The sequence below is a fragment of the Exiguobacterium sp. s35 genome, assembly GCF_018617535.1.
Classification (GTDB): domain Bacteria; phylum Bacillota; class Bacilli; order Exiguobacteriales; family Exiguobacteriaceae; genus Exiguobacterium; species Exiguobacterium aestuarii.
Map to the genome: position 1 here is coordinate 822,293 of NZ_JACSKI010000001.1, position 21,554 is coordinate 843,846.

Annotated in this window: 25 protein-coding genes and 2 riboswitches; of the genes, 12 read left to right on the forward strand and 13 right to left on the reverse strand. The window is 47.5% G+C overall.

Going from position 1 to position 21,554, the window contains the following annotated elements; translation table 11 throughout:
- Positions 1-41: 41 nt before the first annotated feature.
- Positions 42-1,490 carry a S8 family peptidase gene (locus tag KNO75_RS04245; RefSeq protein WP_214817663.1) on the reverse strand — a complete coding sequence of 483 codons (1,449 nt, stop codon included), beginning with the start codon at positions 1,488-1,490 and terminating at the stop codon, positions 42-44.
- Positions 1,491-1,584: 94 nt separating this feature from the next.
- Positions 1,585-1,992: a type III PLP-dependent enzyme domain-containing protein gene (locus KNO75_RS04250; RefSeq protein ID WP_214787908.1), complete on the reverse strand. Its 408-nt coding sequence runs from the start codon at positions 1,990-1,992 to the stop codon at positions 1,585-1,587.
- Between the two features lie 169 nt (positions 1,993-2,161).
- On the opposite strand from KNO75_RS04250, the gene KNO75_RS04255 reads away from it, so the two are divergent.
- The 5 genes from KNO75_RS04255 to KNO75_RS04275 all read left to right on the forward strand — a co-directional run bounded on the left by KNO75_RS04255 (position 2,162) and on the right by KNO75_RS04275 (position 6,852).
- Complete coding sequence (locus KNO75_RS04255; RefSeq protein WP_214819979.1) at positions 2,162-3,055, forward strand: hypothetical protein; 894 nt, start codon at positions 2,162-2,164, stop codon at positions 3,053-3,055.
- A 71-nt stretch (positions 3,056-3,126) separates the two neighbouring features.
- Positions 3,127-3,792, forward strand: coding sequence for a response regulator transcription factor (locus KNO75_RS04260; RefSeq protein ID WP_214819981.1), 666 nt, complete (start codon positions 3,127-3,129; stop codon positions 3,790-3,792).
- Positions 3,789-5,135, forward strand: a complete 1,347-nt coding sequence (locus KNO75_RS04265; RefSeq protein ID WP_214819983.1) for a sensor histidine kinase — start codon at positions 3,789-3,791, stop codon at positions 5,133-5,135. The genes KNO75_RS04260 and KNO75_RS04265 overlap by 4 nt, the downstream gene beginning before the upstream one ends.
- A gap of 68 nt (positions 5,136-5,203) precedes the next feature.
- Positions 5,204-6,217 carry an FtsX-like permease family protein gene (locus tag KNO75_RS04270; RefSeq protein WP_214794901.1) on the forward strand — a complete coding sequence of 338 codons (1,014 nt, stop codon included), beginning with the start codon at positions 5,204-5,206 and terminating at the stop codon, positions 6,215-6,217.
- Entirely contained in the window at positions 6,214-6,852 is a 639-nt protein-coding gene (locus KNO75_RS04275) for an ABC transporter ATP-binding protein (protein WP_214819985.1), read from the forward strand. Before KNO75_RS04270 ends, KNO75_RS04275 begins: the two co-directional genes overlap by 4 nt.
- On the opposite strand, the gene KNO75_RS04280 is transcribed toward KNO75_RS04275, so the two are convergent.
- Positions 6,842-7,252 carry a hypothetical protein gene (locus KNO75_RS04280; protein WP_214819987.1) on the reverse strand — a complete coding sequence of 137 codons (411 nt, stop codon included), beginning with the start codon at positions 7,250-7,252 and terminating at the stop codon, positions 6,842-6,844. The genes KNO75_RS04275 and KNO75_RS04280 overlap by 11 nt on opposite strands.
- Positions 7,253-7,430: 178 nt before the next feature.
- Between KNO75_RS04280 and KNO75_RS04285 the strand changes: the two genes are divergently transcribed.
- Positions 7,431-8,354: an alpha/beta hydrolase gene (locus tag KNO75_RS04285; RefSeq protein ID WP_214787893.1), complete on the forward strand. Its 924-nt coding sequence runs from the start codon at positions 7,431-7,433 to the stop codon at positions 8,352-8,354.
- Here KNO75_RS04285 and KNO75_RS04290 read toward each other — a convergent pair.
- A complete protein-coding gene (locus tag KNO75_RS04290) occupies positions 8,287-8,982 on the reverse strand; it encodes a CPBP family intramembrane glutamic endopeptidase (RefSeq protein WP_214817678.1) in 696 nt (231 codons plus the stop codon). The two genes, KNO75_RS04285 and KNO75_RS04290, sit on opposite strands and share 68 nt — an antisense overlap.
- Before the next feature lie 86 nt (positions 8,983-9,068).
- Between KNO75_RS04290 and KNO75_RS04295 the strand changes: the two genes are divergently transcribed.
- Positions 9,069-9,752 carry a lytic transglycosylase domain-containing protein gene (locus KNO75_RS04295; protein ID WP_251126120.1) on the forward strand — a complete coding sequence of 228 codons (684 nt, stop codon included), beginning with the start codon at positions 9,069-9,071 and terminating at the stop codon, positions 9,750-9,752.
- Positions 9,753-9,780: 28 nt separating this feature from the next.
- Positions 9,781-10,368, forward strand: a complete 588-nt coding sequence (locus KNO75_RS04300) for a DUF1643 domain-containing protein (RefSeq protein ID WP_214787884.1) — start codon at positions 9,781-9,783, stop codon at positions 10,366-10,368.
- Positions 10,369-10,561: 193 nt separating this feature from the next.
- Here KNO75_RS04300 and KNO75_RS04305 read toward each other — a convergent pair whose 3' ends face one another.
- The 7 genes from KNO75_RS04305 to KNO75_RS04335 all read right to left on the reverse strand — a co-directional run bounded on the left by KNO75_RS04305 (position 10,562) and on the right by KNO75_RS04335 (position 16,483).
- The gene (locus tag KNO75_RS04305) at positions 10,562-11,296 is read right to left on the reverse strand and encodes an energy-coupling factor transporter transmembrane component T family protein (RefSeq protein WP_214819989.1); all 735 of its coding nucleotides are present in this window, start codon (positions 11,294-11,296) and stop codon (positions 10,562-10,564) included.
- Positions 11,278-12,621: an ABC transporter ATP-binding protein gene (locus KNO75_RS04310; protein WP_214819991.1), complete on the reverse strand. Its 1,344-nt coding sequence runs from the start codon at positions 12,619-12,621 to the stop codon at positions 11,278-11,280. Before KNO75_RS04310 ends, KNO75_RS04305 begins: the two co-directional genes overlap by 19 nt.
- Positions 12,614-13,189, reverse strand: a complete 576-nt coding sequence (locus KNO75_RS04315; RefSeq protein ID WP_214819993.1) for an ECF transporter S component — start codon at positions 13,187-13,189, stop codon at positions 12,614-12,616. Before KNO75_RS04315 ends, KNO75_RS04310 begins: the two co-directional genes overlap by 8 nt.
- Positions 13,182-13,772, reverse strand: a complete 591-nt coding sequence (locus KNO75_RS04320) for a YkoF family thiamine/hydroxymethylpyrimidine-binding protein (protein ID WP_214819995.1) — start codon at positions 13,770-13,772, stop codon at positions 13,182-13,184. Before KNO75_RS04320 ends, KNO75_RS04315 begins: the two co-directional genes overlap by 8 nt.
- 82 nt (positions 13,773-13,854) lie before the next feature.
- Positions 13,855-13,955, reverse strand: a riboswitch (TPP riboswitch).
- 59 nt (positions 13,956-14,014) lie between these two features.
- Positions 14,015-15,214, reverse strand: a complete 1,200-nt coding sequence (locus tag KNO75_RS04325) for a GTP-binding protein (protein WP_214794887.1) — start codon at positions 15,212-15,214, stop codon at positions 14,015-14,017.
- A 108-nt stretch (positions 15,215-15,322) separates the two neighbouring features.
- Entirely contained in the window at positions 15,323-15,589 is a 267-nt protein-coding gene (locus KNO75_RS04330) for a hypothetical protein (protein ID WP_214787868.1), read from the reverse strand.
- 12 nt (positions 15,590-15,601) lie between these two features.
- Positions 15,602-16,483, reverse strand: coding sequence for an SMP-30/gluconolactonase/LRE family protein (locus KNO75_RS04335; RefSeq protein ID WP_214819997.1), 882 nt, complete (start codon positions 16,481-16,483; stop codon positions 15,602-15,604).
- A gap of 137 nt (positions 16,484-16,620) precedes the next feature.
- Between KNO75_RS04335 and KNO75_RS04340 the strand changes: the two genes are divergently transcribed.
- Complete coding sequence (locus tag KNO75_RS04340) at positions 16,621-17,229, forward strand: class I SAM-dependent methyltransferase (RefSeq protein WP_353047550.1); 609 nt, start codon at positions 16,621-16,623, stop codon at positions 17,227-17,229.
- A 35-nt stretch (positions 17,230-17,264) separates the two neighbouring features.
- Here KNO75_RS04340 and rlmN read toward each other — a convergent pair whose 3' ends face one another.
- Positions 17,265-18,326: a dual-specificity RNA methyltransferase RlmN gene (rlmN, locus tag KNO75_RS04345; protein WP_214820002.1), complete on the reverse strand. Its 1,062-nt coding sequence runs from the start codon at positions 18,324-18,326 to the stop codon at positions 17,265-17,267.
- A gap of 65 nt (positions 18,327-18,391) precedes the next feature.
- The gene (locus tag KNO75_RS04350; protein WP_214820004.1) at positions 18,392-19,798 is read right to left on the reverse strand and encodes an amidase family protein; all 1,407 of its coding nucleotides are present in this window, start codon (positions 19,796-19,798) and stop codon (positions 18,392-18,394) included.
- A gap of 113 nt (positions 19,799-19,911) precedes the next feature.
- On the opposite strand from KNO75_RS04350, the gene KNO75_RS04355 reads away from it, so the two are divergent.
- The 3 genes from KNO75_RS04355 (at position 19,912) to KNO75_RS04365 (ending at position 21,431) form a co-directional block, all read left to right on the forward strand.
- Entirely contained in the window at positions 19,912-20,073 is a 162-nt protein-coding gene (locus KNO75_RS04355; RefSeq protein ID WP_214692576.1) for a hypothetical protein, read from the forward strand.
- Positions 20,074-20,117: 44 nt separating this feature from the next.
- A riboswitch (SAM riboswitch) is annotated at positions 20,118-20,217 on the forward strand.
- A 67-nt stretch (positions 20,218-20,284) separates the two neighbouring features.
- Positions 20,285-20,809: a peptide-methionine (S)-S-oxide reductase MsrA gene (msrA, locus tag KNO75_RS04360; RefSeq protein WP_214820006.1), complete on the forward strand. Its 525-nt coding sequence runs from the start codon at positions 20,285-20,287 to the stop codon at positions 20,807-20,809.
- A gap of 100 nt (positions 20,810-20,909) precedes the next feature.
- Entirely contained in the window at positions 20,910-21,431 is a 522-nt protein-coding gene (locus KNO75_RS04365; protein WP_214820008.1) for a DM13 domain-containing protein, read from the forward strand.
- The last annotated feature ends 123 nt before the right edge of the window (positions 21,432-21,554 follow it).

Genomic DNA, 21,554 nt, shown 5'->3' on the forward strand with positions numbered 1-21,554 from the left:
AAATCAGCCGCCTCTCCTTTCGGAGGAGACGGCTTTTTTATTTACAGTGACTCGGCAACTGGCGGCTCTTCCTCAATCACAGGAGGTTCGTAAGTTGACGAAACTACTTTTTCACGCACATCTGTCGGCTTCAAAATCACTGTTAACGGTTTCGTCGTATCTCCCCTTACCGGGAACGTTCCGGCGATATGAAGGGCTTCATACATGGTGTTCCCTTCAGAATCGAGGACAGTGACAACCCCTTTCCGAGTCGTCTGTAAAGAGAACGTCTGAGCATCTGTGGCATTGACAGAGACCGCTGTTTTAACCGTATTGATATATTCAATCGTCTTACTCGTAGAACGTTTGTATTTTCCATCCGTCATTTGGGCGACAAGTCGATATTGACCGCTCGGTAACCAATCCCCGTAAGCAAACATCGTGAAATTCGAGTTTGGACTTAACGTTTTAATTTTTTTACTGCCCATATACAATCCGTAAGTCGTTTTGATCGTCGGACGTTGCATGACATCTAGTTTCACATCCGTAATATATCGTTGTTTCCATAAAGAATCTGCAGAAAGTGATAGAGGACGCGGCGTCGCCTCAAGTAACTTCAACGTATTCAACTCTGTATAAACCTTTCCTTGAGAGCGTGGCATTTTTGCGATTAAGGCATCTACTTCATCCGGAGTTAAATATGGGTTGATCGATTTGACAAGCGCGAGACTTGCGCTGACCATCGGGGCGGCCATAGAGGTACCGTCCATATAGATGAAACGATTATTGACCCCGAGCGAGAGGATGTTCACGCCTGGGGCGACGATTTTCACATTGCCATCCATATTGCTAAAGTCAGCGACACGATGACGCGAATCAATCGCACCAACAGCAATCACTTCTTTCATGTTTGCCGGAAATGATGTTTGGTTCGCCCCATCATTCCCTGAGGACGCGACAACGATGACACCTTTTGCTCTCGCTCGTTTGATGGAAGCAGCTAACCGACTATCATAGTCATCTCCACCTAAAGAGAGATTAATGATTGTCGCGCCTTTCGCTACCGCCGTATCAACTGCTTTTGCAACCGTCCATGAGTCTGTATATTCTGAGTTTCTTCCATAAAACACATTATAAAAATGGTAACGTACGTTTGGAGCAAGTCCTGCAATCCCAAACCGGTTATGTTTCCCTGCCATGATTCCGGCAGTATGAGTCCCGTGTGTATCCGCACTGTAGGGACCCTTCATCGAATTGACGACACGAGGCACATTCTTTAAATCTGTATGGTTACGATCCGCGGATGAATCGATGAGAGCCACGACAATATCTGATGCACCTCTCGTTTTACTCCAAGCCAAATCGGTTCCAATTTGATGAACGTAATATTGATTCGTGATCCGTGGCTCCGAGACCACGTATCCATGCTTTTCTAGCACGACAGGTTTCGCTGCGTCCACTCCTGCAGGTAGTAAAAGCGCAATCGCTGTCAAAAGGGCAATCTTTTTCATTCCTTCCGCTCCATTCCAAACTGATAAAGTGATTTCATTATCTCAAACTTTGGATTAGATTTCCCTTTTTTTGAATAAAAAGTTGTCGAAAAGTTTACCAATAGCTCGGTTCATCAGGATGTAACATCTCATATTCGACAATCCGTCCAATAGTCAAGTACGTATAGTACCGTGCTAGTTCGACTCGACTCGGGTCAGGTCGGAATCCTTCCAAATCTTCTCCGAGCGGTGAGCCCTCGATTGTCTCGAACTGTTGACAAAAAAAAGACTCCGTTTCCGCATCCCAGACGATACGATCTCCAATATACCCACTTCCAAAGCGAATATAGTCGATGATGGACGGTACGATGACTTCAGCTGGTAGCCGTTCACTCATCCGTCCGACTAATTCGTATCTGATTCGGTCTGCCTGATCCGCTTCTTCGAGTGAGACACATTTTAAGACTTCTTTATTGATTTCAATCAAGACAACATAATCACCTGGTTCGATGGAGAGTTTCATCGCCTCACCTCACTTTTCATTCCTTCATCCGATTCTCTACAAGTTACTATTCGTGATGCGTTGTGGGAATCCTGTCCATTCCTCATGATTTTCCAAATCTCGGTCGAATTCGCACCGATTGCATTGTTTTTGTTATACTAATCGTATGAATCTAGAGAGGAAGTGCACCATGGCCAAACGACCGTTGACCCCTCGCGAAAGTGAATTGATTGCGACTGCTTTATACGTTGTCGAAACGATTCCATACGCCGGATATATCGATCGTCTCGAATCCCTCACGTTACGCGACATCGCTGATGACTATTTGAATGGAACGCTCGCTTCCCCAGACGCGATTGATGCGCTCGATCAATACATTTTTGTACGACGCCATCGCTTCAAGAATGTGACCCCTCACAATCTTTGGACATTGGATGATCGAACCGAGCAAGAAGCATTGCGTCATATTTCAAAACGACCTGAGTTGAAAAAAGGACAGACTTTGAATAAGCGAAATCAACCGTTTCAAGTGGGACAAGACATTGAATTCAAAGTGGATAAACATGTCGATCGGGGGCAGTTCCGAATCTACATCGGAAAACAACAGGGTTATACGTGTAAAGCACAGTCAAAGGAACGGGACAAGTTGAAAGTCATCACCGGATGGGTCACCCATATCGACCCGAAAGACCGCCTGGTGTTTGTGAACGTCACAGATTTCGGACGTTTGCCGATGGAACAATCAATGAAGCAGGAACTCGAATCGATGAGTGCCTCGCTACTTGGTTGGTTCGCAACGGCAACACTCCCTTCCGAAGAAGAGGCACTTCTTGCAAAACAAATGATTGCCACTCTGCAACGACGTGACCAACCGTATTGGTTCACGCTGACAACCGCCCTCAATCACCCAAGACCAGAACACGTCAAGCGTTGGGGAACAGTCGTGAATCTGCTCGTAAAAGCAACGACAGGTGATCAAAAAGCGGTACAAACACTAGAAACCCAAGAGGATAAATACTTCAAAGACGCTTTCATCCGTGCGCTTCGCGCCTTGCATCAAGAGATGACGAAGCAATTGAACTAAATGGACTCGAGGTGGCTCTTAAAGGGTCACCTCGTTTCGCGTACGGAGTCCGAAGGAAAGGATTGATCAACATGCGTTTACTCATCGTGGAAGACGACTCTTCCATTTTACGACTCGTGAAAGAGACGTTTGAAGAAGCCGGGCATGATGTCTTGATTGCGACCAACGGCAAGACAGGAGAGGAACTATACATGAGCCAGCCAATCGATGCGGCAATCATTGATATCATGCTCCCTGGCATAGATGGTCGAGAGTTGTGTCGCCGTCTAAAAAGCGCATTCGATATTCCAGTCATCTTACTGACCGCGCTCGGCGAATGGGAGGATAAGCGTCAAGGTTTTGAACACGGGGCAGATGACTATATGACAAAACCGTTCATCCCGGAGGAGTTATTATTTCGACTGCAAGCCGTATCCCGGCGCTATGAACGTTCGTCCGCTTCGCGCATTCAGGCAGGCCCGCTTCAGTTGGATTTAAAAGAGTATGAGGTGAAACTGGAAGGCAAAATGTTCTATCTTCCAAAAAAGGAATTCGAGTTATTGTTTCAGTTGGCTTCATTTCCAGGAAGAGTATATCGCCGTGAGGAATTGATTGAACTTGTCTGGGGTTATGACTTTGAAGGCGACGAACGTACCGTCGATGTGCACATCAAACGACTTCGACACAGATTCGATCATCCTGCACTCTCTATTCGAACGGTTCGTGGCGTCGGCTATTCGTTCGAGGTAGTGAAATGAAGACGCTCTATACTCGAATCATCCTCACCATGTTTTTCATTTTACTTGTCTCTGGCGCAATCTCTCTCCTCATCAGTAATGTCGCATATTATACGTGGTGGCAACCCTCATATAGTGAGAAGACCGAATCGGTTGCAAACGAGGCATCGACTTATTTTGCTGAACATACAGATGCGGATGAAGAGGCTTTTTATACGTTTTTAGCTGCAACGGGCTACCAATTGGTCGTGATTGATTCAACCAATATGCGCTCTCGCTACGGTGGGGAATTTCGAGATGAGTCGATTCCTGAAGAAGTGATTGCATCCGTCCGTGAAGGTAGCGCTTATCAAGGAATGCGTGATTTTCCGTTTCACTTGTTCTTATTAGGCCTTTTCGATAACGAGTTGACAAATACGTACGGAATGACCCTCGAAAACGGGGACGTCGTTTTCATTCGTCCGGATTTAAGTGCCCAGATCCGAGAGCTTCACCTTTTTGTCGGCATGTTCTTCGCGCTCGTAACAATCCTTGCGTTCGGCTTGATCGCGATTTCGACACGTTCACTCATCCGGCCTTTAAAAACGCTCACTACAGCGACAACGGACGTGGCGATGCGACAGGAGCCGAAACATCTGCCTATCGAGCGAAAAGATGAAATCGGAACGTTAGCGAGACAGTTTCAAGAGATGACAACTGTCATCAATCAGACTGAGGCACGCCAACGTCGGTTCGTGTCGAACGTCTCTCATGAATTTCAATCGCCTTTGACATCACTCGTCGGTTATGCCGAGAAACTGGCAGAACGTACCGATGGTGTCTCGAATGAATACGCTCGCGTCATTGAACAGGAAACGAGACGTTTATCTCAATTGACCAAACAACTCTTACTCTTATCACGTTTAGACGAACAGCCGCCTTCCTTTGATTCAGATGTGAACGTCCTTCAATCCATCTCAGAGGTCATACAAATGAATGCTTTTCTGCTCGACCAAAAAGGACTCGCCGTCATGACCGATATCCCGACCGACATCATACTAAAAAGTGACCCGGTCCTTCTTGCCCAAGTATGGAACAATCTATTGGTGAATGCCGTTCACGCCTCTCACGAGGGCGGAACGATTCGTATCACCTGCTCCACCGACCCACGTATCACCGTTTCCTTTACCGATGAAGGGATCGGAATGGATGAAGAGACGAAACGACATTTGTTCGACCGATTCTTCAGAGGCGACGTCGCGAGGTCGAGTCAAGGAACCGGTTTAGGTCTTGCCATCACTTCAGACATCATCGCCTTACACGGTGGGCAGATCACGCTCGAATCCACAAAAGGAAAAGGGACGACGATTCATCTTCATTTTTGAAGCTGTTCATATTCTGTTCATATTAAACGATTACACTTCCTTCATAAGAACTTGAAGGAGGTTTTTTTATGCAATTAGGATGGAAAGAGATGTGGAGACAAAAACGAAAGTTTTCCATGCTCTTTGTGATTACACTTTTGATTGTTATGTTGACAACTTTGATCACTGGGCTTGCCGACGGACTCGCATACGATAATGGCTCTGCCCTGCACGAATTAAACGCTTCGACGTATCGATTAGACAAGGATTCGGATGGACAGTTGACGCGGTCCTTCTTAGACGTCCCTGCCGATTCTTCTATCGCGACGATGAGTGTACGTCCCCTCACAATCACGCTGAATGGAAAAAAGGAAGAGGTGACACTGTTTGCTCTTCCAAAAGGAAGCGATATCGGCCCAGTCGATCATCTACAAAAAGGAGAAGTCCTGTACGATTCTAGTCTTTCTGAGAACCTTCGAGCAGGTGATGTTTTGACAGACTTCGTGTCGGAATATGACTTTACAATCGCCGGTGAGTCAATCGGAAGATACAGTCATGGACCTGTTCTCTACACGACGAATGAAACGTGGTTCGACTATTTACGATATTCTGAACAACGCCCATATGTATCTGCTGAAATTGGTACAAATCACTCAGCATCCGATACGCTCATGATGAGTCAACAGGAGCTCATCGAGTCCGTTCCTGGCTATAGTGCCGAACAGAGTACCTTTACGATGATGCGAGCATTCCTACTCGTAATCGGTACATTTATTTTGACTGCTTTTTTCTATTTGTTCACCTTACAAAAACTACCGGAACTCGGTATTTTAAAAGCGATTGGTCTGTCACCTCGTATCATCGGGCAAGCTTTGCTCTTTCAGGTCATCGTAATCGTTTCATCCGCTGTTGTTACGTCTATCGGGATTATGTACATCGCTGATATAGTGATTCCGTCGTCCATGCCGTTTATCGTCGACATCGGTCACGTTTTACGATTCGGCTTCATGTTCATCATCTTATCGATTCTTGGCGCGTTGCTCCCCCTTTGGAAACTTCGCCAAGTTGACGCAATTGAAATCATAGGAGGAAAAGCATCATGAGACTACAACACGTATCCCATCAATTCGATGGTCAACTCGTTTTAAACAATATCAATTTAAACGTGTCTCCGGGAGAATGTATCGCCATTGTCGGCCCAAGTGGTAGTGGGAAAAGCACATTGTTATACATTCTCGGACTGCTTCGTAAACCGGAACATGGAACATTCTTGCTGAATGAACGAGACGTGTCTGATTTAGATGAGGAACAACGGCGTCTTCTAAGACTTCATGAGGTCGGGTTCGTATTTCAACAGGCTCATCTCATTCCCTATTTGACGGTGCTCGAGCAACTCGAACTCATTCAAGAAAACAGGAATGTCGATGCTAAAGAACTGTTACAAGAGCTCGGATTAGAACCTCGGCTGCATCATCTCCCGATGACACTGTCAGGAGGAGAAAAACAAAGAGTTGCCGTTGCAAGAGCTTTGGTCAATTCTCCACGACTGATTCTGGCAGATGAGCCAACGGCGAGCCTGGATTATGAGAACGGACGGCGAGTGATGGAATTACTGTCACAACAGGCACATCGTAAAGGGCGCAGCGTTGTCGTCATCACGCACGACGAGCGAATGCTTGATGTGTGTGACCGTGTCTTACGCGTCATTGATGGCACGCTGACCGAGATTAGAAACTAAGTATCTTCTCATGCTGACAGATTTGTTGGAGCTGATACGTGAGCCAACCGCCGAAACGTACGTTGACTCCGATTTCTCCGCTTCGAGAGATCATCGCTTCTTCGATCACCATGAACCGCTCCACTATATGATTGGATTCGAGTCGAATCCCCGAGAGACAGGCAAACGCCCGGACGACCTCTTCTGGTCTACATCCGGTTGACATTGCGATTTCCTGTACCTCGGTGGATAGACTCGTTTTGTTGTGTAAAAAATAGCGGTCTAGCAACAAATCAAACACGAGTCCGACGACTCGTATGTTTCCATCGCTTGTCCACTTAAAAGTTACTCCCCGATCAAGTGTGCCGTTTGGATTGCTCAATATGCTTTGAATCATTCGAAAGATATCCGTTCGCTCCATCGTAATTCCCACTCCCTTGTATATTGTTTACTAATCATAGCGTTGGCTCACATCTAAAACGAGTGAATATATGTTATCCAACCTAAGGAGTTATTGTGCGTATGCGTTCTTCTCATGTATGAAAATAGGACGATTTGTCTTCATTTCGGGTACAATAACGGTGAAAGGAGTCGGTATTATGCAACGGAAATGGCAAATCGGATTAGCTTCACTTTTCACAAGTTATTACGCAATCAGCTACTATGCCTTCAAACGGATGACTCGAGGGAAACGGAAAACACCGGAGATGTTACTCGCTCCGTACACAGAAGAGGATCGCGCCTTCTATCATGATGTCCCGTTCGAGCACGTCTCGATTCAGTCGAGGGACGATTATCGACTCTACGGACGGATTTATCGAAATGACGCATCGACGAAGTGGATTGTATTCGTTCATGGGTATACCGCTTCTCATAGTTTCATGGCTCCTCATCTTGCCATGTTCCATCGCCTCGGTTATAACTTGCTCGCTGTCGATTTGAGGTCTCATGGGGAATCCGAAGGGATTTATGCTTCTTACGGATATCATGAAAAAATCGATATGATTGATTGGATCGAATGGTTGAAAATAAATGAATCGGTCGACCAAATTGGTCTTCACGGAGTCTCGATGGGTGCCGCGACGGTCCTTCAGACGACCCCTCTCACAGATGTCGATTTCGTCATCGCAGAATGTCCGTTTGACGATATGGGTCACCTGATGCGATACCAGTTGAAGGAGTTACACCGGATACCGGCAGAACTTTTCCTTCCCGGCATCAATTATTTCCTATGGTCACGTGCCGGGTTCACGATGAAGCAAGTACAACCGAAAAAGGCCGTCACCGAAACGACGACCCCGATCTTATTCGTACACGGATCAAAAGATGATTTCGTCCCAACGTGGATGTCAGTCGAGATGAACGCTCTGAACCGGCAAAATGATTTGCTATTGATTGACGGGGCGGAACATACGGATTGTATGATCAAAGACGCGCCTGCATATGAAGACGCGGTCAATCGTTTTTTACGTCGACATGGATTGGTCCAGCAATCAAGTCAAGCAGTGCATGCAAGACCATGACCGGCCACAGGACACCCATCCCTAGATATAAGAGACCGAGACCGAAACCGACAATGCCTGTCGTAACGACACCTTTGATCCCTTGATAAGCATGTGCCATACCGAACAGGGCACCTCCGATCAAGGCAAGTGTCAGATTCGGTACTTCTATATAGAGGGAGATTGTGTACAAGAGCACTCCTCTGAAAATAAACTCTTCTGTCACGCCGGCCGTGACCGAGACGGCGCTCCATGCCTGCTCCTCATTCTTCGTTCTTGGCAGGAGCAGTTTTTCTAAATCGAGCTCATAATAAGGACGCAATGCTCGACGAAGTTTTGATGAGGTCTTGACCAATAAATAAAAGACGAGCGTAAATGCAACGAGGATACATGATAGGAAAAAGACTTGCCACGCCTGTTCGTTGCCCGTTTCTGGCGCAAATGTCAAACCGACTTCGGATGGCGGTACTTGAAATAAAAATATGAGGGCGACAATCAACAAGGTCAGTCCCCATGCTGATTTTACGGTTTGATCGTACACCCACGCCCGTCCCTTCGTCTCAATCAATGGACGGATCAATTTTGCGTTGAAGATTTGGACAATCAACATGTATCCAATAATTGCTGTAAAAATCAATCGTTCGAGCATCCATATCCACTCCTGTCCTTACTCTTAGCTATATGCTACACTATTCGGGTATTGTCTAAAAGCTAGGAGGCGGTATCTTGAAACGTATGATGCTGCGATTGACCGGTTTTATCATTGTGCTCGTGCTTTTGCTCGGGGCAATCGGCTGGCTCGGTCAACACGATAAAGTAAACAATGGATTGTATCGAACCTATTATGGTGAGCATGGCGTACCGAACGCTCACATCGCTGTCTATCAGGACGCTGCTGACGCATACGATGTGGACTGGCATTTGCTTGCCGCCGTACATCGCGTCGAGACGATTTTCTCTCACAGTTCTTCCATGCGCTCATCCGTTGGTGCGATCGGACCATTCCAATTCATGCCTCGTACTTGGCTCGGTTGGGAATATGATACGGATGACCAAAAAGGTGACGTCCCAGAAGACGAAGTCGATTTGACAGACCTTGCATTGATCGACCAGTACGGTGGTCTCGGTCGTGACGGGAATGGAGACGGGAAAGCAGACCCACATAGTCTTATTGATTCCGCACATACCGCGGCATATTATTTAAGTGAACACGGTGGGAAGAAAACGGATTCTACCACATCTATTCGAAATGCTATCTTCGAGTACAACCGGAGTGAGCAGTATGTTAACGATGTTATGACATACTATGAAAATTACGAAACAAACGTGACGTACATCCCTGAAGAACGGGACACAATCAGTCAACATGTCGCCTATTATACGATTCGATACATCGAGTGGTTCAAAACACTCGGCTGATGCTTACATGAAAAAGTGAGGAATGGAAATGAATACGCATGTAGAAGAAGTAACCATCCGCGTAAAATCAATCTTCAATGAAGATAAAACAAAACGCTATATGCGAACGTATGAGTTCACGGATGTGGAAGACGGGGTCATTTGTGCCGTCATCATTTATTCACCGCGAATGAGCGATGCTTTCTTATCAGGTACGACAACGCAACGTGCCTATATGTTGATGCAAAATCATTTGTCACAGCCGATTCGGGAGATGCGTGTCATCAGCCTTGTGCCGACACTTGCCATCAATGATAATCTTCCGTATGTGGAATCACAACTCGACGAGACAAACTATCACTATGTCGAAGAGACGTTGCAAGAGGTAGCAGCAAGCAATGGCATGATCATCGTCGGTTGGGGTTCACCTGGTCGATTGATGCACCATGCGACATCCTATAAGTCGCTCTTTGCCGATTACGAGTCAAACATGTACTGCATTGGTACGACGGCCAAAGGTGAACCACAACAGATCCGTATGGCCAACGAGAACACAGTGCTCGAGGCGTTCAACAATGAATCGATCAAACCAAAGTTTCGAATCGTAAAAGAAACAAAAAAAGACGACTCCGAGTGAGTCGTCACAGCTTGTTGACAAATAACATGTTCGTACTCGTCCTTTCGGCGCCCACGCTTTCCGCAGGCAATCCCGGAGCCGCATCGCGACTCAAGTCGCTGCTGGGTCTCCATCGGATTGCTTTCCTGCAGGAGTCGGGGCGCCGTGGGACGAGCCGCACGAATGGCCGCCAAAGGGGGCGGCCATTCGTTTTTTATATTCCTGCCCAGATGGCAAATCCAAACAACGCGAAAAAGACACCTGACCATATAAAATCACTTGATTTGACTTCAACCCTGTCATAAATCGTCCGTTTTCCGCCTGTAAACCCTCTCGCTTCCATCGAGAAGGCGACACGCTCCGCTCTTCGAATCGATCCGGCAAGGAGTGGCAACAGTAATTTCGGTACGTGCCGTAGACGTTCCCATCTCGTATCGAGTGGGACACCCCGTAGGCGATGTGCATATTGAAGTTGTTGCAGTTCCCGTTGTAAAAGAGGAATGAAACGGAACCCGACGAGCGTGCTATAGGCGATTGTCGGTGACAACTTCGCCTGTTGCATCAGACTCATGACGAACCGCTTTGAATCCGTCGTCAACATGAAAAGAAGCGAGAGGACCGTGAACGCCAATACGCGAAGGCTGAGGGCAATCGCGACATCCCTCTCCTCAATTGTGACTTCCTGACTCAGAATGGTCACCCATGTCTCTCCCCCGAGGTCTTTTCCGAAAACGAGCGTTGTCCAAAACGTTCCGAGCGCCGTGATGAGAAAAGGGATCAAGAAAAGTAGCCATCTTTTCCATGAGACATTGGTTGCCATCCATTGAATCAGTACCGTCCCTACTATGATCACGAGCGGGGTCCATGGATTGTAAAACAATGCGAGACCGAACATGACGAACGTCAATGTTAGAAATTTCACCGTCGGATTCATGTCATGGAGTGACATCGCGCTCTCCTCCCTTGCAACCGATAATGACGAAGTGTCTCCGTGTCCTGCCAGAGTTCATCTTTAAATGGTCCTGAAAGTTCCCCGTCCTTCATCAAATAAAACGTGTTGGCGATGCGGGCGAACGACAAGTCGTGGGTCACGAATAGAATCGTTCGACCCATTTCAGCATGTCGCTTCATCAACAGCTCGAGCGCATGCAATGACGGTTCGTCTTGACCCGCTGTCGGTTCATCGAATGCGAGCAACTGTTTGTTCGATAGCGACTGGATTGCAACTGCGAGCCTCCGTTTTTGTCCGTGACTGAGGGATAACGGATGGAGATGTCGCTGATCAAGAAGCGACATGTCAGATAAAACGCTCTCAATCGAATCTTCATGACCAAACTGTAACTCACTTTCGACAGAATTCATGAAAAATAAATGTTCCGGCGATTGCGGTACGAGCCCAACCCGTCGGTCATGTTCCGTTAAGCTTCTTAAAAACGTGGACTTCCCGCTCCCATTCGGACCAAGTATGGCAATCACTTCTCCTGCTCGGACATGAAGCTCCGATCTTTTCAGCTGAAATGAATCACGTCTGACCTCTTCAATTGTGTAGTGATAAGGATTTTTTAGCGAAGCGTTTGACTTTATAAATGCAAAGTCATCGACCGGGCAAAAGGATTCATTCCGAACGATACGCCCTCGCTCTAATTCAATATGCCAGTCAAAGTAATCACCCCATAGGTGAGGACGATGTTCAACGACGATGACGTTCAGTCCTGTCACTCGATCGAGCCATTCCACAAATTCGTACGCGGTCACCGGGTCAAGATGAGTCAACGGTTCATCGAGCAGTAGCCATTCCGGTCTTCCGACTAGAGCGCACGCAACAGCAATCCGCTGTTTCTGTCCGCCTGACAACGAATCGATTTTTCGGTTTCGATAATCACTCAACTGTAACGATTCGAGGATTTCCGTCACGCGTTGTTCGATGTCTGAGACAGGTGTCGACAAGTTCTCAAGTGTGAAGATCAGTTCTTCATCCACCCGCTCCATGACAAATTGCGTATCCGGGTCTTGAAACACCGTCCCGACCCGCTGATTGATCTCGCCAGGTGCATAGTCGTCGTATGATCGTCCAAGTAGTTCGAGTCTACCTTGGAGAATGCCGTCACAATTCTCGGGGAAGAGACGGTTGCATAACGCAAGAAAGGTCGACTTCCCGCTCCCGCTCGCCCCACTTAACATCGTACGACCTGGTCGGATCGATACGGTGACATCTTCAAGAATCGCATCTAAACTCTCTGGGAATTGAAAGTGGAGTGATTCGGTCTCAACCATGGACGTTCCCACTTCGTGAAATCGCATAGCCGCGAAGGGAACCTGTCTTTAGCAACAAATCACTAAGTAACTTTCCTCCGATTCCTGCGATAACCATCCCACTGACAGCTCGAAGTCCGAGCATCGTCGCCACATAACCTGGCTCTAACATCGCGAACCCACTCATGAAATATGTATAGACGAAACTCGTGACAGCCGACCCAAATCCGGCAAGCATGAGTACCCATAGCTCATAACGTCTGTAGCCCGTCATCGCAAAGACGGCTTCTGCCCCTAAACCTTGAACGATGCCGACCAAGATGATGCGTGGCCCAATGGCATTCCCAATCAACATCTCAATCGTCGCGGCCATCACTTCTGAGATGAATGCCGCCCCCGGTTTGCGAATGATGTATGCCGAGATAATCGATACGATAAACCAGATGCCAAAGATCCACTCGTAGGCGATGGGACCGATCAACCCTGCCCACAAGTTACCGATATGAACGAACAATAAATAGACGACCGCGAAGACAACAGATAATACGGAGACAAGGACGACTTCTTTCAATTTCCACGATTTAAGCATGTCGCCCTCCATGTGACGGACTATTTACACTGAACGTCACCGTCATGACAACATGTCGGTTCTTTTCGCGCGTCCGCTTAAAAGCCGCCTCATAGTACGAGAACACGTCATCTAAGTTCCCATGGATGCCTGATGCATAATGCATCGACTCGTTATAGACACCAGCCTGTTTTGCTTGCTCGATTTCTTCATAGATGAGTTCCATGTAATTGTCAGCACCCATCGGATAGAGTGCGAACTGCGAAGACACATACTGGTCTCTTGATGCACCGTTTGATGGTTCGCTCGGAGCCTCGAGTGCCTCATCTCCCGTTGAATCTCCTGGACAACCGACAGAGAACGTTCCGCTCATCGAAACATGCTTTCCTTCCTCTGAGGCAAGACTCAAAACTGTTCGGGCGACGTCAAATACATGCTCGGCTCGCCCACGGATGACCGTCGACACGTCATCCGTATGGCGCCACACGCCTGATAGATCCGTTCGTTTTAGTGCACCTTTGATTGTCCCGACGAAGTCGTCTGTCATCGGGCTCAGTGTGAATCGAAACCCCACGATTGGGCTCGTACCACATGATTCATTCATTTTGTTTCCCCCTCTAAATGTGTTTGCATAAAAAAAGCCGCATTCATGAGAATGCAGCAACAAAATCTATACAAACTTGCATAGAGAAAGTGCCGCACTTCCTCACGCCAGTATTACCTGGATCGAGTTATAAGGGATCGGAGCCATGCTCTCATCTCAGCCGAAGCACCCCTAGTGCAGTCATTGATATGCGGTTACTTATGCAGTCACAGTATAGCGATGTTTTAATCTTTTGTAAACGGTCAATCTGAATATGTGACGAGATGACCTGAACCCGGAAGTGGGTCATGGAACGTATCCCACGATGACGACATCTCTTCGTCCGTCAATAAACAGGCGTCAAGCGATTGCTCGACCGCTTCCCGTTCCATTCGTTGACCGATGAGCACCAACTCGTTTTGCCGATCCCCGTATGGCTCGATGTAATCCTCACGAAGCTCAGGTTCAGCTGCAAACATCTCCTCACGTTCACTTGCAGGTAACGTCGCAAGCCAACGACCTGCATGTTCGAGCGTTGATGCATACCCTGCCTGTGAAAACAGACAAGCGAGGTCGTTTCTTGTCGCAATCCATAAAAATCCTTTTGCACGGACGATTTCTTCTGGATAATGTTCCATCCAGTGCATCAAACGTTCAGGGTGGAACGGCCGACGGCGCCGGTAGACAAATGAGCTGATGCCATACTCTTCCGTTTCCGGCGTATGTTCTTCCGACTCGAGTTCTTGGATCCACCCTGCAGCGCGCATCGCCTGATCAAAATCGAATAACTGGACGTCTAGAAGGTCTTCTAACGCGACGTTCGAGTATGTCGACGTCAACAATCTCGCACTCGGGTTCAGTGTTTGGAGTAACCCCTTCATCTCCTGTAGTTCCCCTTCGGACACACGGTCCGCCTTATTCAATACGATGATATCCGCAAATTCGACTTGATCGACGAGCAAATCGACTACTTCACGGACGTCACCGGTGTCGACGGCTTGTTGACGCTCCATGAGCGATTCACCAGAATTGAAATCTTTGAAGAAACGGTACGCATCGACGACCGTGACCATCGCATCGATGTACACACGGCTCGTCAAATCAATCCCAAGAGCGTCATCGGCATACGTGAATGTCTGCGCGACAGGAATTGGTTCAGAGATTCCTGATGACTCGATGATGATCCCGTCGAGCTCACGGTCTTTTGTTAAGTCATAGACAGCCGTCAACAAATCTTCCCGCAGCGTGCAACAGATACACCCGTTCGAGAGTTCGACTAGCTTTTCATCGGTCCGCGAGAACCCGCCCTGATCAATCAGCTTCTCGTCGATATTCAACTCGCTCATATCATTCACGATGACCGCATATTTTTTATGTTCTCGGTTATGTAAGATGTGGTTGAGCAGTGTCGTCTTCCCGCTACCGAGATAACCCGAAAGTACTGTAATTGGAATTCGTTTCATGATGGACCTCCATTAAATCGTAATCATTACTCTTTGTATAATGGAGTCGTTCCTTACTTTTGTCAATAAAAAACACGCCACATGGACGTGTTTTTGAAGAACATACAATTATTCTTCCAATGCTTTTCGTTCTGCCTCCGAGCGTGGATAAGCATTCGCCTGCCATTCAGCCCGATAAATCGAATCGAGTTGAGTCAATCCGACCTCATCCTCATCTTTATCCGAATCAATACTTGGCACTTCATCCCACTTCGGATCGAGATACGAATGATCTTCTTCACGCGTTCGATTTTCTTGTAACTTTTGAATCCCAATCTTGACCGCTGCAGCAACTGCCAACCCAATTCCAGCTCGAACTAACAGTCGTTTCACCATCGTATTTCCTCCTCAGCGACCGAAACGATACAATGGCATCCCTTTCACTTCTGTGTCGACGATAAATACCGATCCCGCATCTGGATATTCGGAAAGCGCCTCCTCATCCATTCCTTCACGAGCCGTCGTGATAGCTAATCGATTGAGTCCATCTCCGATAAAGGCACATGAAGTGACATTTGGTGCGGGAACATGGACTTCAAGTAACTTTTCGCCTGTTGACGGGTCCCAACGTGACACTCGTCCACCAGCGTAATGTGCAATCCATAGACAACCTTCAGAATCGGACGTCATCCCGTCAGGAAAACCTTCTTCCTCGGAAAAATCAACGACGACCTCTCCGTTCGAGAGCGTTCCTGACTTCAAATCAAAATCATATTTCCGAATTTTCTCAGTCGGTGTATCGATATGATAGAAAACCGAATGGTCAGGTGACCATGTCAACCCGTTCGAAAGGGTCAACTCATCCATGAGTGTTGTCGTCGTTCCATCTCGATCGACTCGATACAGTTTTGCTTGGTTTTCTTCATCCTCAAGATGGAGCGTACCTGCGAAAATACGACCATATGGGTCAGCTTTCCCATCGTTAAAACGTAATCGACCATCAGGGTCATCCAACTCGACAATTTTATTTAGCTCCCGATTGATTTCATCCCATTCATAAATCCCGTCTTTTAGACCAAGGACGACACCGTCCGTCACTTTTGGAATGACGAAACCGACTTGTTTCCCGACCTCAAAAGAAGAAATCTCGTCTTCTCGCTCGTCATACCACCACAACGTATGACCTTCGATATCCACCCAATAAAAACGCTTCAACTCAGCATCCCAACAAGGACCTTCACCTAGCGTATTACGTACCCGAATCCACAACGACGCATCTACTCTCTCCATTACTTAGCCTCCACTCTATCCATTAGTTCAGAAATCTATTCCCCTCTCCCAACTGGACTAAGCATGAATTCAGAAAATCGTGAAGGATTTCCATCTGAGTCTCATTGTTTTGCTATATTTAAGGAAAAGTGAGAGGAGTGGATGGTTTGTCGAAATGGAACGAACGTTACAATACGGATGAATATGTGTATGGGACCGAGCCGAATCAATTTTTACGCGACTACATCACAACACACCAGCTTGAAGGGAGACGCGTGTTAGCCATCGCTGAAGGAGAAGGTCGGAACGCCGTGTGGCTCGCCACACTCGGATTCGACGTCGAGATGTGGGATGCTTCGAAAGTAGGACTAGAAAAAGCGGAGCGCTTGGCAACTTCGCGAAACGTCTCCCTTCAGACGAAACAGATTGACTTGAATGAAGCGGATTGGTCGCAAGATGCGTATGATGTGGTCATCTGTATCTTCGGCCACTTTCCTCAACATGTCAGAGAAAAGGTGTTCGCCGGAATTCAAAGAACGCTTCGACCTGGTGGTGTATTCCTGACCGAAGTGTACTCTACAAATCAACTCGCTTACGGGACAGGCGGACCACAAGACGTCTCATTTCTCTATTCTGAAGAATTGTTCCACCAACTAGAGGACGATTTCGTACCGCTCATCTTACATGAGGTGGTTGTATGGCGCGAAGAAGGGTCACTCCATCACGGTGACTCTTCCGTCATCCAGTATGTCGGTCAAAAAAGGTAAACAAAAGGCCTCTCCGCTATCGGAGAGGCCTCTCGTCACTTCGTACCCTCGACGTTCATATGCTTACTGCGGAGCTGACCGCAAGCTGCATCGATGTCTGTCCCGTGCTCGAGACGGACACCCGTGTTGACGCCACGTTTCTTCAAGATATCATAGAATGCCATGATATCTTCAGGTGTGCTTCGTTCATATTGAATATGCTCGTTGACCGGGTTATACGGAATCAAGTTGATGTAAGACTTGTCTTTGATGTCTTCAATCAAATCAGCCAATTCTTCCGCATGTTCCGGTAAATCATTCACTTTCGATAGCAAGATATACTCGAATGTGATCCGTTTATTCGTCTTCTCGACGTAATAGCGAATCGACGGCATGAGTTTATCAAGCGGGAACGCCCGGTTGATTTTCATGATACGTGTGCGTAATTCATCGTTTGGCGCATGCAGAGAGAGCGCCAAGTTGATGCGTAAGTCGAGGTCCGCAAACTTATAAATCTTGTCCGCAAGACCACTCGTCGACACGTTGATTTTACGTGGAGCGATTGCAAGACCACGCTCATCTTTGACGACGCGCAAGAAGTCGACCAAGTTATCGAAGTTATCGAACGGTTCACCGATTCCCATAACGACGATATGACTGACACGGTCCCCTTCTCCTTCTCCATCGAGGAAATGTTGGACAGTCATGATTTGCTCGACGACCTCACCAGCCGTCAAATCACGTGTCTTTTTCAACAAGCCGCTCGCACAGAAGCTGCAGCCGATGTTACAACCGACCTGTGTCGTCACACAGACCGACCGACCATATTTATGACGCATGAGCACCGTCTCGATATAGTGACCATCATGCAATTTAAGTAAAAATTTGACCGTCCCATCGCCCGCTTCTTGTTTGACGAACAGTTCTTGTGTCGAGATGACGTATTTCTCAGTTAAGTAATCGCGTACTTCGTCACGGACGTTCAGCGCGTCCATCGATTTGACTCGATCGATGTAGAGCGAGTCCCAGACTTGACGTGCGTGGAAGGCACCGTATCCTGCTTCCGTGCACTCGTTTGTGAGCTGATCGAACGTCAACCCGTATATAGATGATTTCATTCTAACCTGTCCTTTCTCTAATCCGCATACGTACCATTGTAGCGGACGTCAGAGACGGGTGCAACTTACGAATAATCTGGAGGCGTCGGTCGTGTGATGAACTGTTCGAACGCATAAGCGACACGAATCAAATCTCTTTCCGCAAAGCTCGTTCCCGTGAACGATAGACAGAACGGGGCCCCGCTCTCTTTTCGTTTATAAGGGACCGTGATTGTCGGGTGTCCTGCTTTCGCAGCCATGTCATAGTTCATGTCATGTGGCAGGACGATTGCGTCCAGTTTTTGCCCTTTTAATAGCTCATCCATTCCGTCCACTTTTGCGAGATGAACATCATCAATCCGACGGTCGAGATAACTAGCTTCGACGAGACGCCCTGAACGTGCATCTGACTGTTCAAAGATGGTCTGCCCGTGCGGAATCGATTCGGGGTGGTCCGCGTTCCATTCGATTAAGTCTGAAAGCGTCTTAAATGGCACAGTTGTGTTCGCAAGATACGCCTCAATCCCAAGCTTGAACTCATCAAACAAAATATCTGCCTGTTCTAATGCTGTATGCTTTGGTAACGTGATCTCGACGAGTTCAACCTCGGCTTGACGCAGCAATCGAAGTGCCTGTTCATACAAACCGACTTCTTCGTCTGAAATATTTGGCTTGATAAATCCGACACGCATCCCGACCGCTTGACGGACATCGAGACATGTCACATAAGGCGGTCCGACTGGAGTTTCCCATGTCGCAGGATCAGCCGAATCTTCACCACACATTGTCTGTAACGCAACGACCGCATCACGAAGGGTACGCGCCATCGGTCCAGCCGTATCCTGAGAACGTGAGATCGGAATGATTCCTGAACGACTGATCAAGCCGACGGTCGGCTTGATTCCGACGATACTATTATGCACACTCGGGTGTACAATCGAGCCGCTCGTCTCAGATCCAACGGCAAGGAGTGTCAAGTTCGCTGCAACCGCCGAAGCCGATCCAGAACTCGATCCCCCGACATCTAGTTGGTCCCCATACGGATTCATCGTCTGGCCACCGACGGCACTCCAACCGTTCGGCATGTCTTCTGTCAAGAAGTTGGCCCATTCGGACAGGTTTGCTTTACCGAGAATGATGGCCCCGTCAGCCCGTAACCGTTTGACGAGCTCGGCATCCCGACCTGCGAAATGATGTCGCATCGCGGCAGCACCTGCCGTTGTCCGCATCAGTCCGCCCGTTTCGATATTATCTTTGATCAATACGGGAATCCCAAGTAGTGGTTTGCGTACCCCTTTTTTATAGCCCCGGTCTGCCGCCTCTGCCTCGAAAAGTGCGTCCGGATTCACCTGGATGACGGCATGAAGTCGCTCATTATATGCAGCAATCCTTCTAAGATAATACGCTGTTATGTCTCGTGCCGTGAATTGTCCTTCTTTATATCCACGATGTGCACGTTCAATCGTCAGTTCATGTAATTGGATTTGTTCCATCCTACATTCCTCCTTTATCTCTCCCACTTTATTCGTGCTCTATGCCTGATTTCCTTTTCTTATCGCCAAGTCGATGTGTTCTTGTTACACTTAAGAAAAAACAGGAGGTTCCTATGACACGCTCCTACATATTCGTGCTTCTCGCTGTGTTCGGTCTATTTTTCTTGCAGTTATACGGCGAGAATGTGCCATATGGTCCGTTCATTTCAATCGGGTTGATCGGATTCATCATCGTCTTGACGATTTTTCAGTTGAAGCGAAAACCGAATCATTGACGAAAGTATTTTGAGGGTGGTATGATGCTCTCACCAACTACATATCGATATCAAGAGTGAACGAGAGATCTGGCTCCATGACTTCACAGCAACCTGCCACAGGCAAGGTGCTACGACCAGCAAGGGAAACCTTGGACGATATGACGAAAGCGCTCATGTCTTCCGACGTGAGCGCTTTTTTGTTGAATGACGATTTGGAGGGAACGACAGTATGGAAAAAGCAACATTCGCAGGCGGCTGTTTTTGGTGCATGGTGACACCATTTGAAGAATTACCAGGGATTGAAGGAATCGTATCTGGCTATATGGGCGGACATATCGACAATCCTACGTATGAGCAAGTCAAAACGGGAACGACTGGTCATTTAGAAGTCGTTCAGATCACATATGACCCATCTTTGTTCTCATATGAGCGTCTCCTCGAACTATATTGGATTCAGACCGACCCGACCGATGACGGTGGTCAATTCCAAGACCGCGGGCCTCAGTATGCCCCAGCCATCTTTTATCACACGGAGGAACAACGAATCGCGGCTGAAGCGAGTCGAGACGTATTGGCGGCAAGTGGTCGCTTCACGGCACCGATTGTCACAAAAATCACTCCGGCGACGACATTCTTCGAAGCGGAAGAGTATCACCAGGATTACCATAAAAAGAACCCAAAACACTATAAAGAAGACCGGGCCATCTCAGGACGGGACACGTTCATCGAAGAGAACTGGACCGAAACCGTATAACGGTCATCAGACGCGAATTTTAACATTCGCGTCTTTTATAAGCCCAATAATCGGGAAAAGGCTATTAATGGTTCATACATCCGAAAAGGAGGACTCATACATGAAAACAAGTACGAAACTCATCATCGGTGTAATCGGCGTAGCCGTGATCGCCGTCGCCTGGTGGCTCATCTCACCGCTTTTCTTGACAGAGACCGTCGATGAAGGACTACCACCGACAGCTGTTGAGACGCCTGTTCCAGAAGAAGAGACAGAGGAAGAGACAACCGAGACACCGGAAGCACAACCGAGTCAAACCGAAGTAGCAGGTGTGTTTATGGACGGGGAGAAAAATTATGAGACGACCGGCACGATTCGCTCCGTCGAGGCAGAAGACGGGACGTATCTACGATTTGAAGAGTTTGAAACGACGAACGGACCTGACTTATTTGTCTATTTGACAAAACCCGGGCAAGAGACGTCCGAAGGGATTCGACTTGGCGCACTTAAAGGGAATACAGGAAACCAAAACTATTTAGTTCCGGCAGATGTCGATCTGTCAGAATATAGCACCGTAGTGATCTGGTGCCGTGCTTTTAGTGCGACGTTCGGGACGGGTGAATTGAGCGCGTCGAATGAATAACTGATATCAAACAGCCTGGACGTTTGACGTCCTCGCTGTTTTTTTGTATGAGAAAAATTATTTCACTCAGTTCTATCTATTTATTCATACAATTCACGTGTTACAATATGGTAAAGTATGGAA

What these genes read in the sequence shown, in the direction of transcription:
- KNO75_RS04245 (WP_214817663.1), bottom strand. Translation starts at nt 1,490, where the DNA reads ATGAAAAAGATTGCCCTTTTGACAGCGATTGCGCTTTTACTACCTGCA.
- KNO75_RS04365 (WP_214820008.1), top strand. Translation starts at nt 20,910, where the DNA reads ATGAAAACAAGTACGAAACTCATCATCGGTGTAATCGGCGTAGCCGTG.
- KNO75_RS04250 (WP_214787908.1), bottom strand. Translation starts at nt 1,992, where the DNA reads ATGAAACTCTCCATCGAACCAGGTGATTATGTTGTCTTGATTGAAATC.
- KNO75_RS04255 (WP_214819979.1), top strand. Translation starts at nt 2,162, where the DNA reads ATGGCCAAACGACCGTTGACCCCTCGCGAAAGTGAATTGATTGCGACT.
- msrA (WP_214820006.1), top strand. Translation starts at nt 20,285, where the DNA reads ATGGAAAAAGCAACATTCGCAGGCGGCTGTTTTTGGTGCATGGTGACA.
- KNO75_RS04300 (WP_214787884.1), top strand. Translation starts at nt 9,781, where the DNA reads ATGAATACGCATGTAGAAGAAGTAACCATCCGCGTAAAATCAATCTTC.
- KNO75_RS04290 (WP_214817678.1), bottom strand. Translation starts at nt 8,982, where the DNA reads ATGCTCGAACGATTGATTTTTACAGCAATTATTGGATACATGTTGATT.
- KNO75_RS04270 (WP_214794901.1), top strand. Translation starts at nt 5,204, where the DNA reads ATGCAATTAGGATGGAAAGAGATGTGGAGACAAAAACGAAAGTTTTCC.
- KNO75_RS04295 (WP_251126120.1), top strand. Translation starts at nt 9,069, where the DNA reads ATGATGCTGCGATTGACCGGTTTTATCATTGTGCTCGTGCTTTTGCTC.
- KNO75_RS04305 (WP_214819989.1), bottom strand. Translation starts at nt 11,296, where the DNA reads ATGTCACTCCATGACATGAATCCGACGGTGAAATTTCTAACATTGACG.
- KNO75_RS04355 (WP_214692576.1), top strand. Translation starts at nt 19,912, where the DNA reads ATGACACGCTCCTACATATTCGTGCTTCTCGCTGTGTTCGGTCTATTT.
- KNO75_RS04350 (WP_214820004.1), bottom strand. Translation starts at nt 19,798, where the DNA reads ATGGAACAAATCCAATTACATGAACTGACGATTGAACGTGCACATCGT.
- KNO75_RS04330 (WP_214787868.1), bottom strand. Translation starts at nt 15,589, where the DNA reads ATGGTGAAACGACTGTTAGTTCGAGCTGGAATTGGGTTGGCAGTTGCT.
- KNO75_RS04280 (WP_214819987.1), bottom strand. Translation starts at nt 7,252, where the DNA reads ATGGAGCGAACGGATATCTTTCGAATGATTCAAAGCATATTGAGCAAT.
- KNO75_RS04335 (WP_214819997.1), bottom strand. Translation starts at nt 16,483, where the DNA reads ATGGAGAGAGTAGATGCGTCGTTGTGGATTCGGGTACGTAATACGCTA.
- KNO75_RS04325 (WP_214794887.1), bottom strand. Translation starts at nt 15,214, where the DNA reads ATGAAACGAATTCCAATTACAGTACTTTCGGGTTATCTCGGTAGCGGG.
- KNO75_RS04275 (WP_214819985.1), top strand. Translation starts at nt 6,214, where the DNA reads ATGAGACTACAACACGTATCCCATCAATTCGATGGTCAACTCGTTTTA.
- KNO75_RS04265 (WP_214819983.1), top strand. Translation starts at nt 3,789, where the DNA reads ATGAAGACGCTCTATACTCGAATCATCCTCACCATGTTTTTCATTTTA.
- KNO75_RS04315 (WP_214819993.1), bottom strand. Translation starts at nt 13,189, where the DNA reads ATGCTTAAATCGTGGAAATTGAAAGAAGTCGTCCTTGTCTCCGTATTA.
- KNO75_RS04285 (WP_214787893.1), top strand. Translation starts at nt 7,431, where the DNA reads ATGCAACGGAAATGGCAAATCGGATTAGCTTCACTTTTCACAAGTTAT.
- KNO75_RS04320 (WP_214819995.1), bottom strand. Translation starts at nt 13,772, where the DNA reads ATGAATGAATCATGTGGTACGAGCCCAATCGTGGGGTTTCGATTCACA.
- KNO75_RS04310 (WP_214819991.1), bottom strand. Translation starts at nt 12,621, where the DNA reads ATGGTTGAGACCGAATCACTCCACTTTCAATTCCCAGAGAGTTTAGAT.
- KNO75_RS04260 (WP_214819981.1), top strand. Translation starts at nt 3,127, where the DNA reads ATGCGTTTACTCATCGTGGAAGACGACTCTTCCATTTTACGACTCGTG.
- rlmN (WP_214820002.1), bottom strand. Translation starts at nt 18,326, where the DNA reads ATGAAATCATCTATATACGGGTTGACGTTCGATCAGCTCACAAACGAG.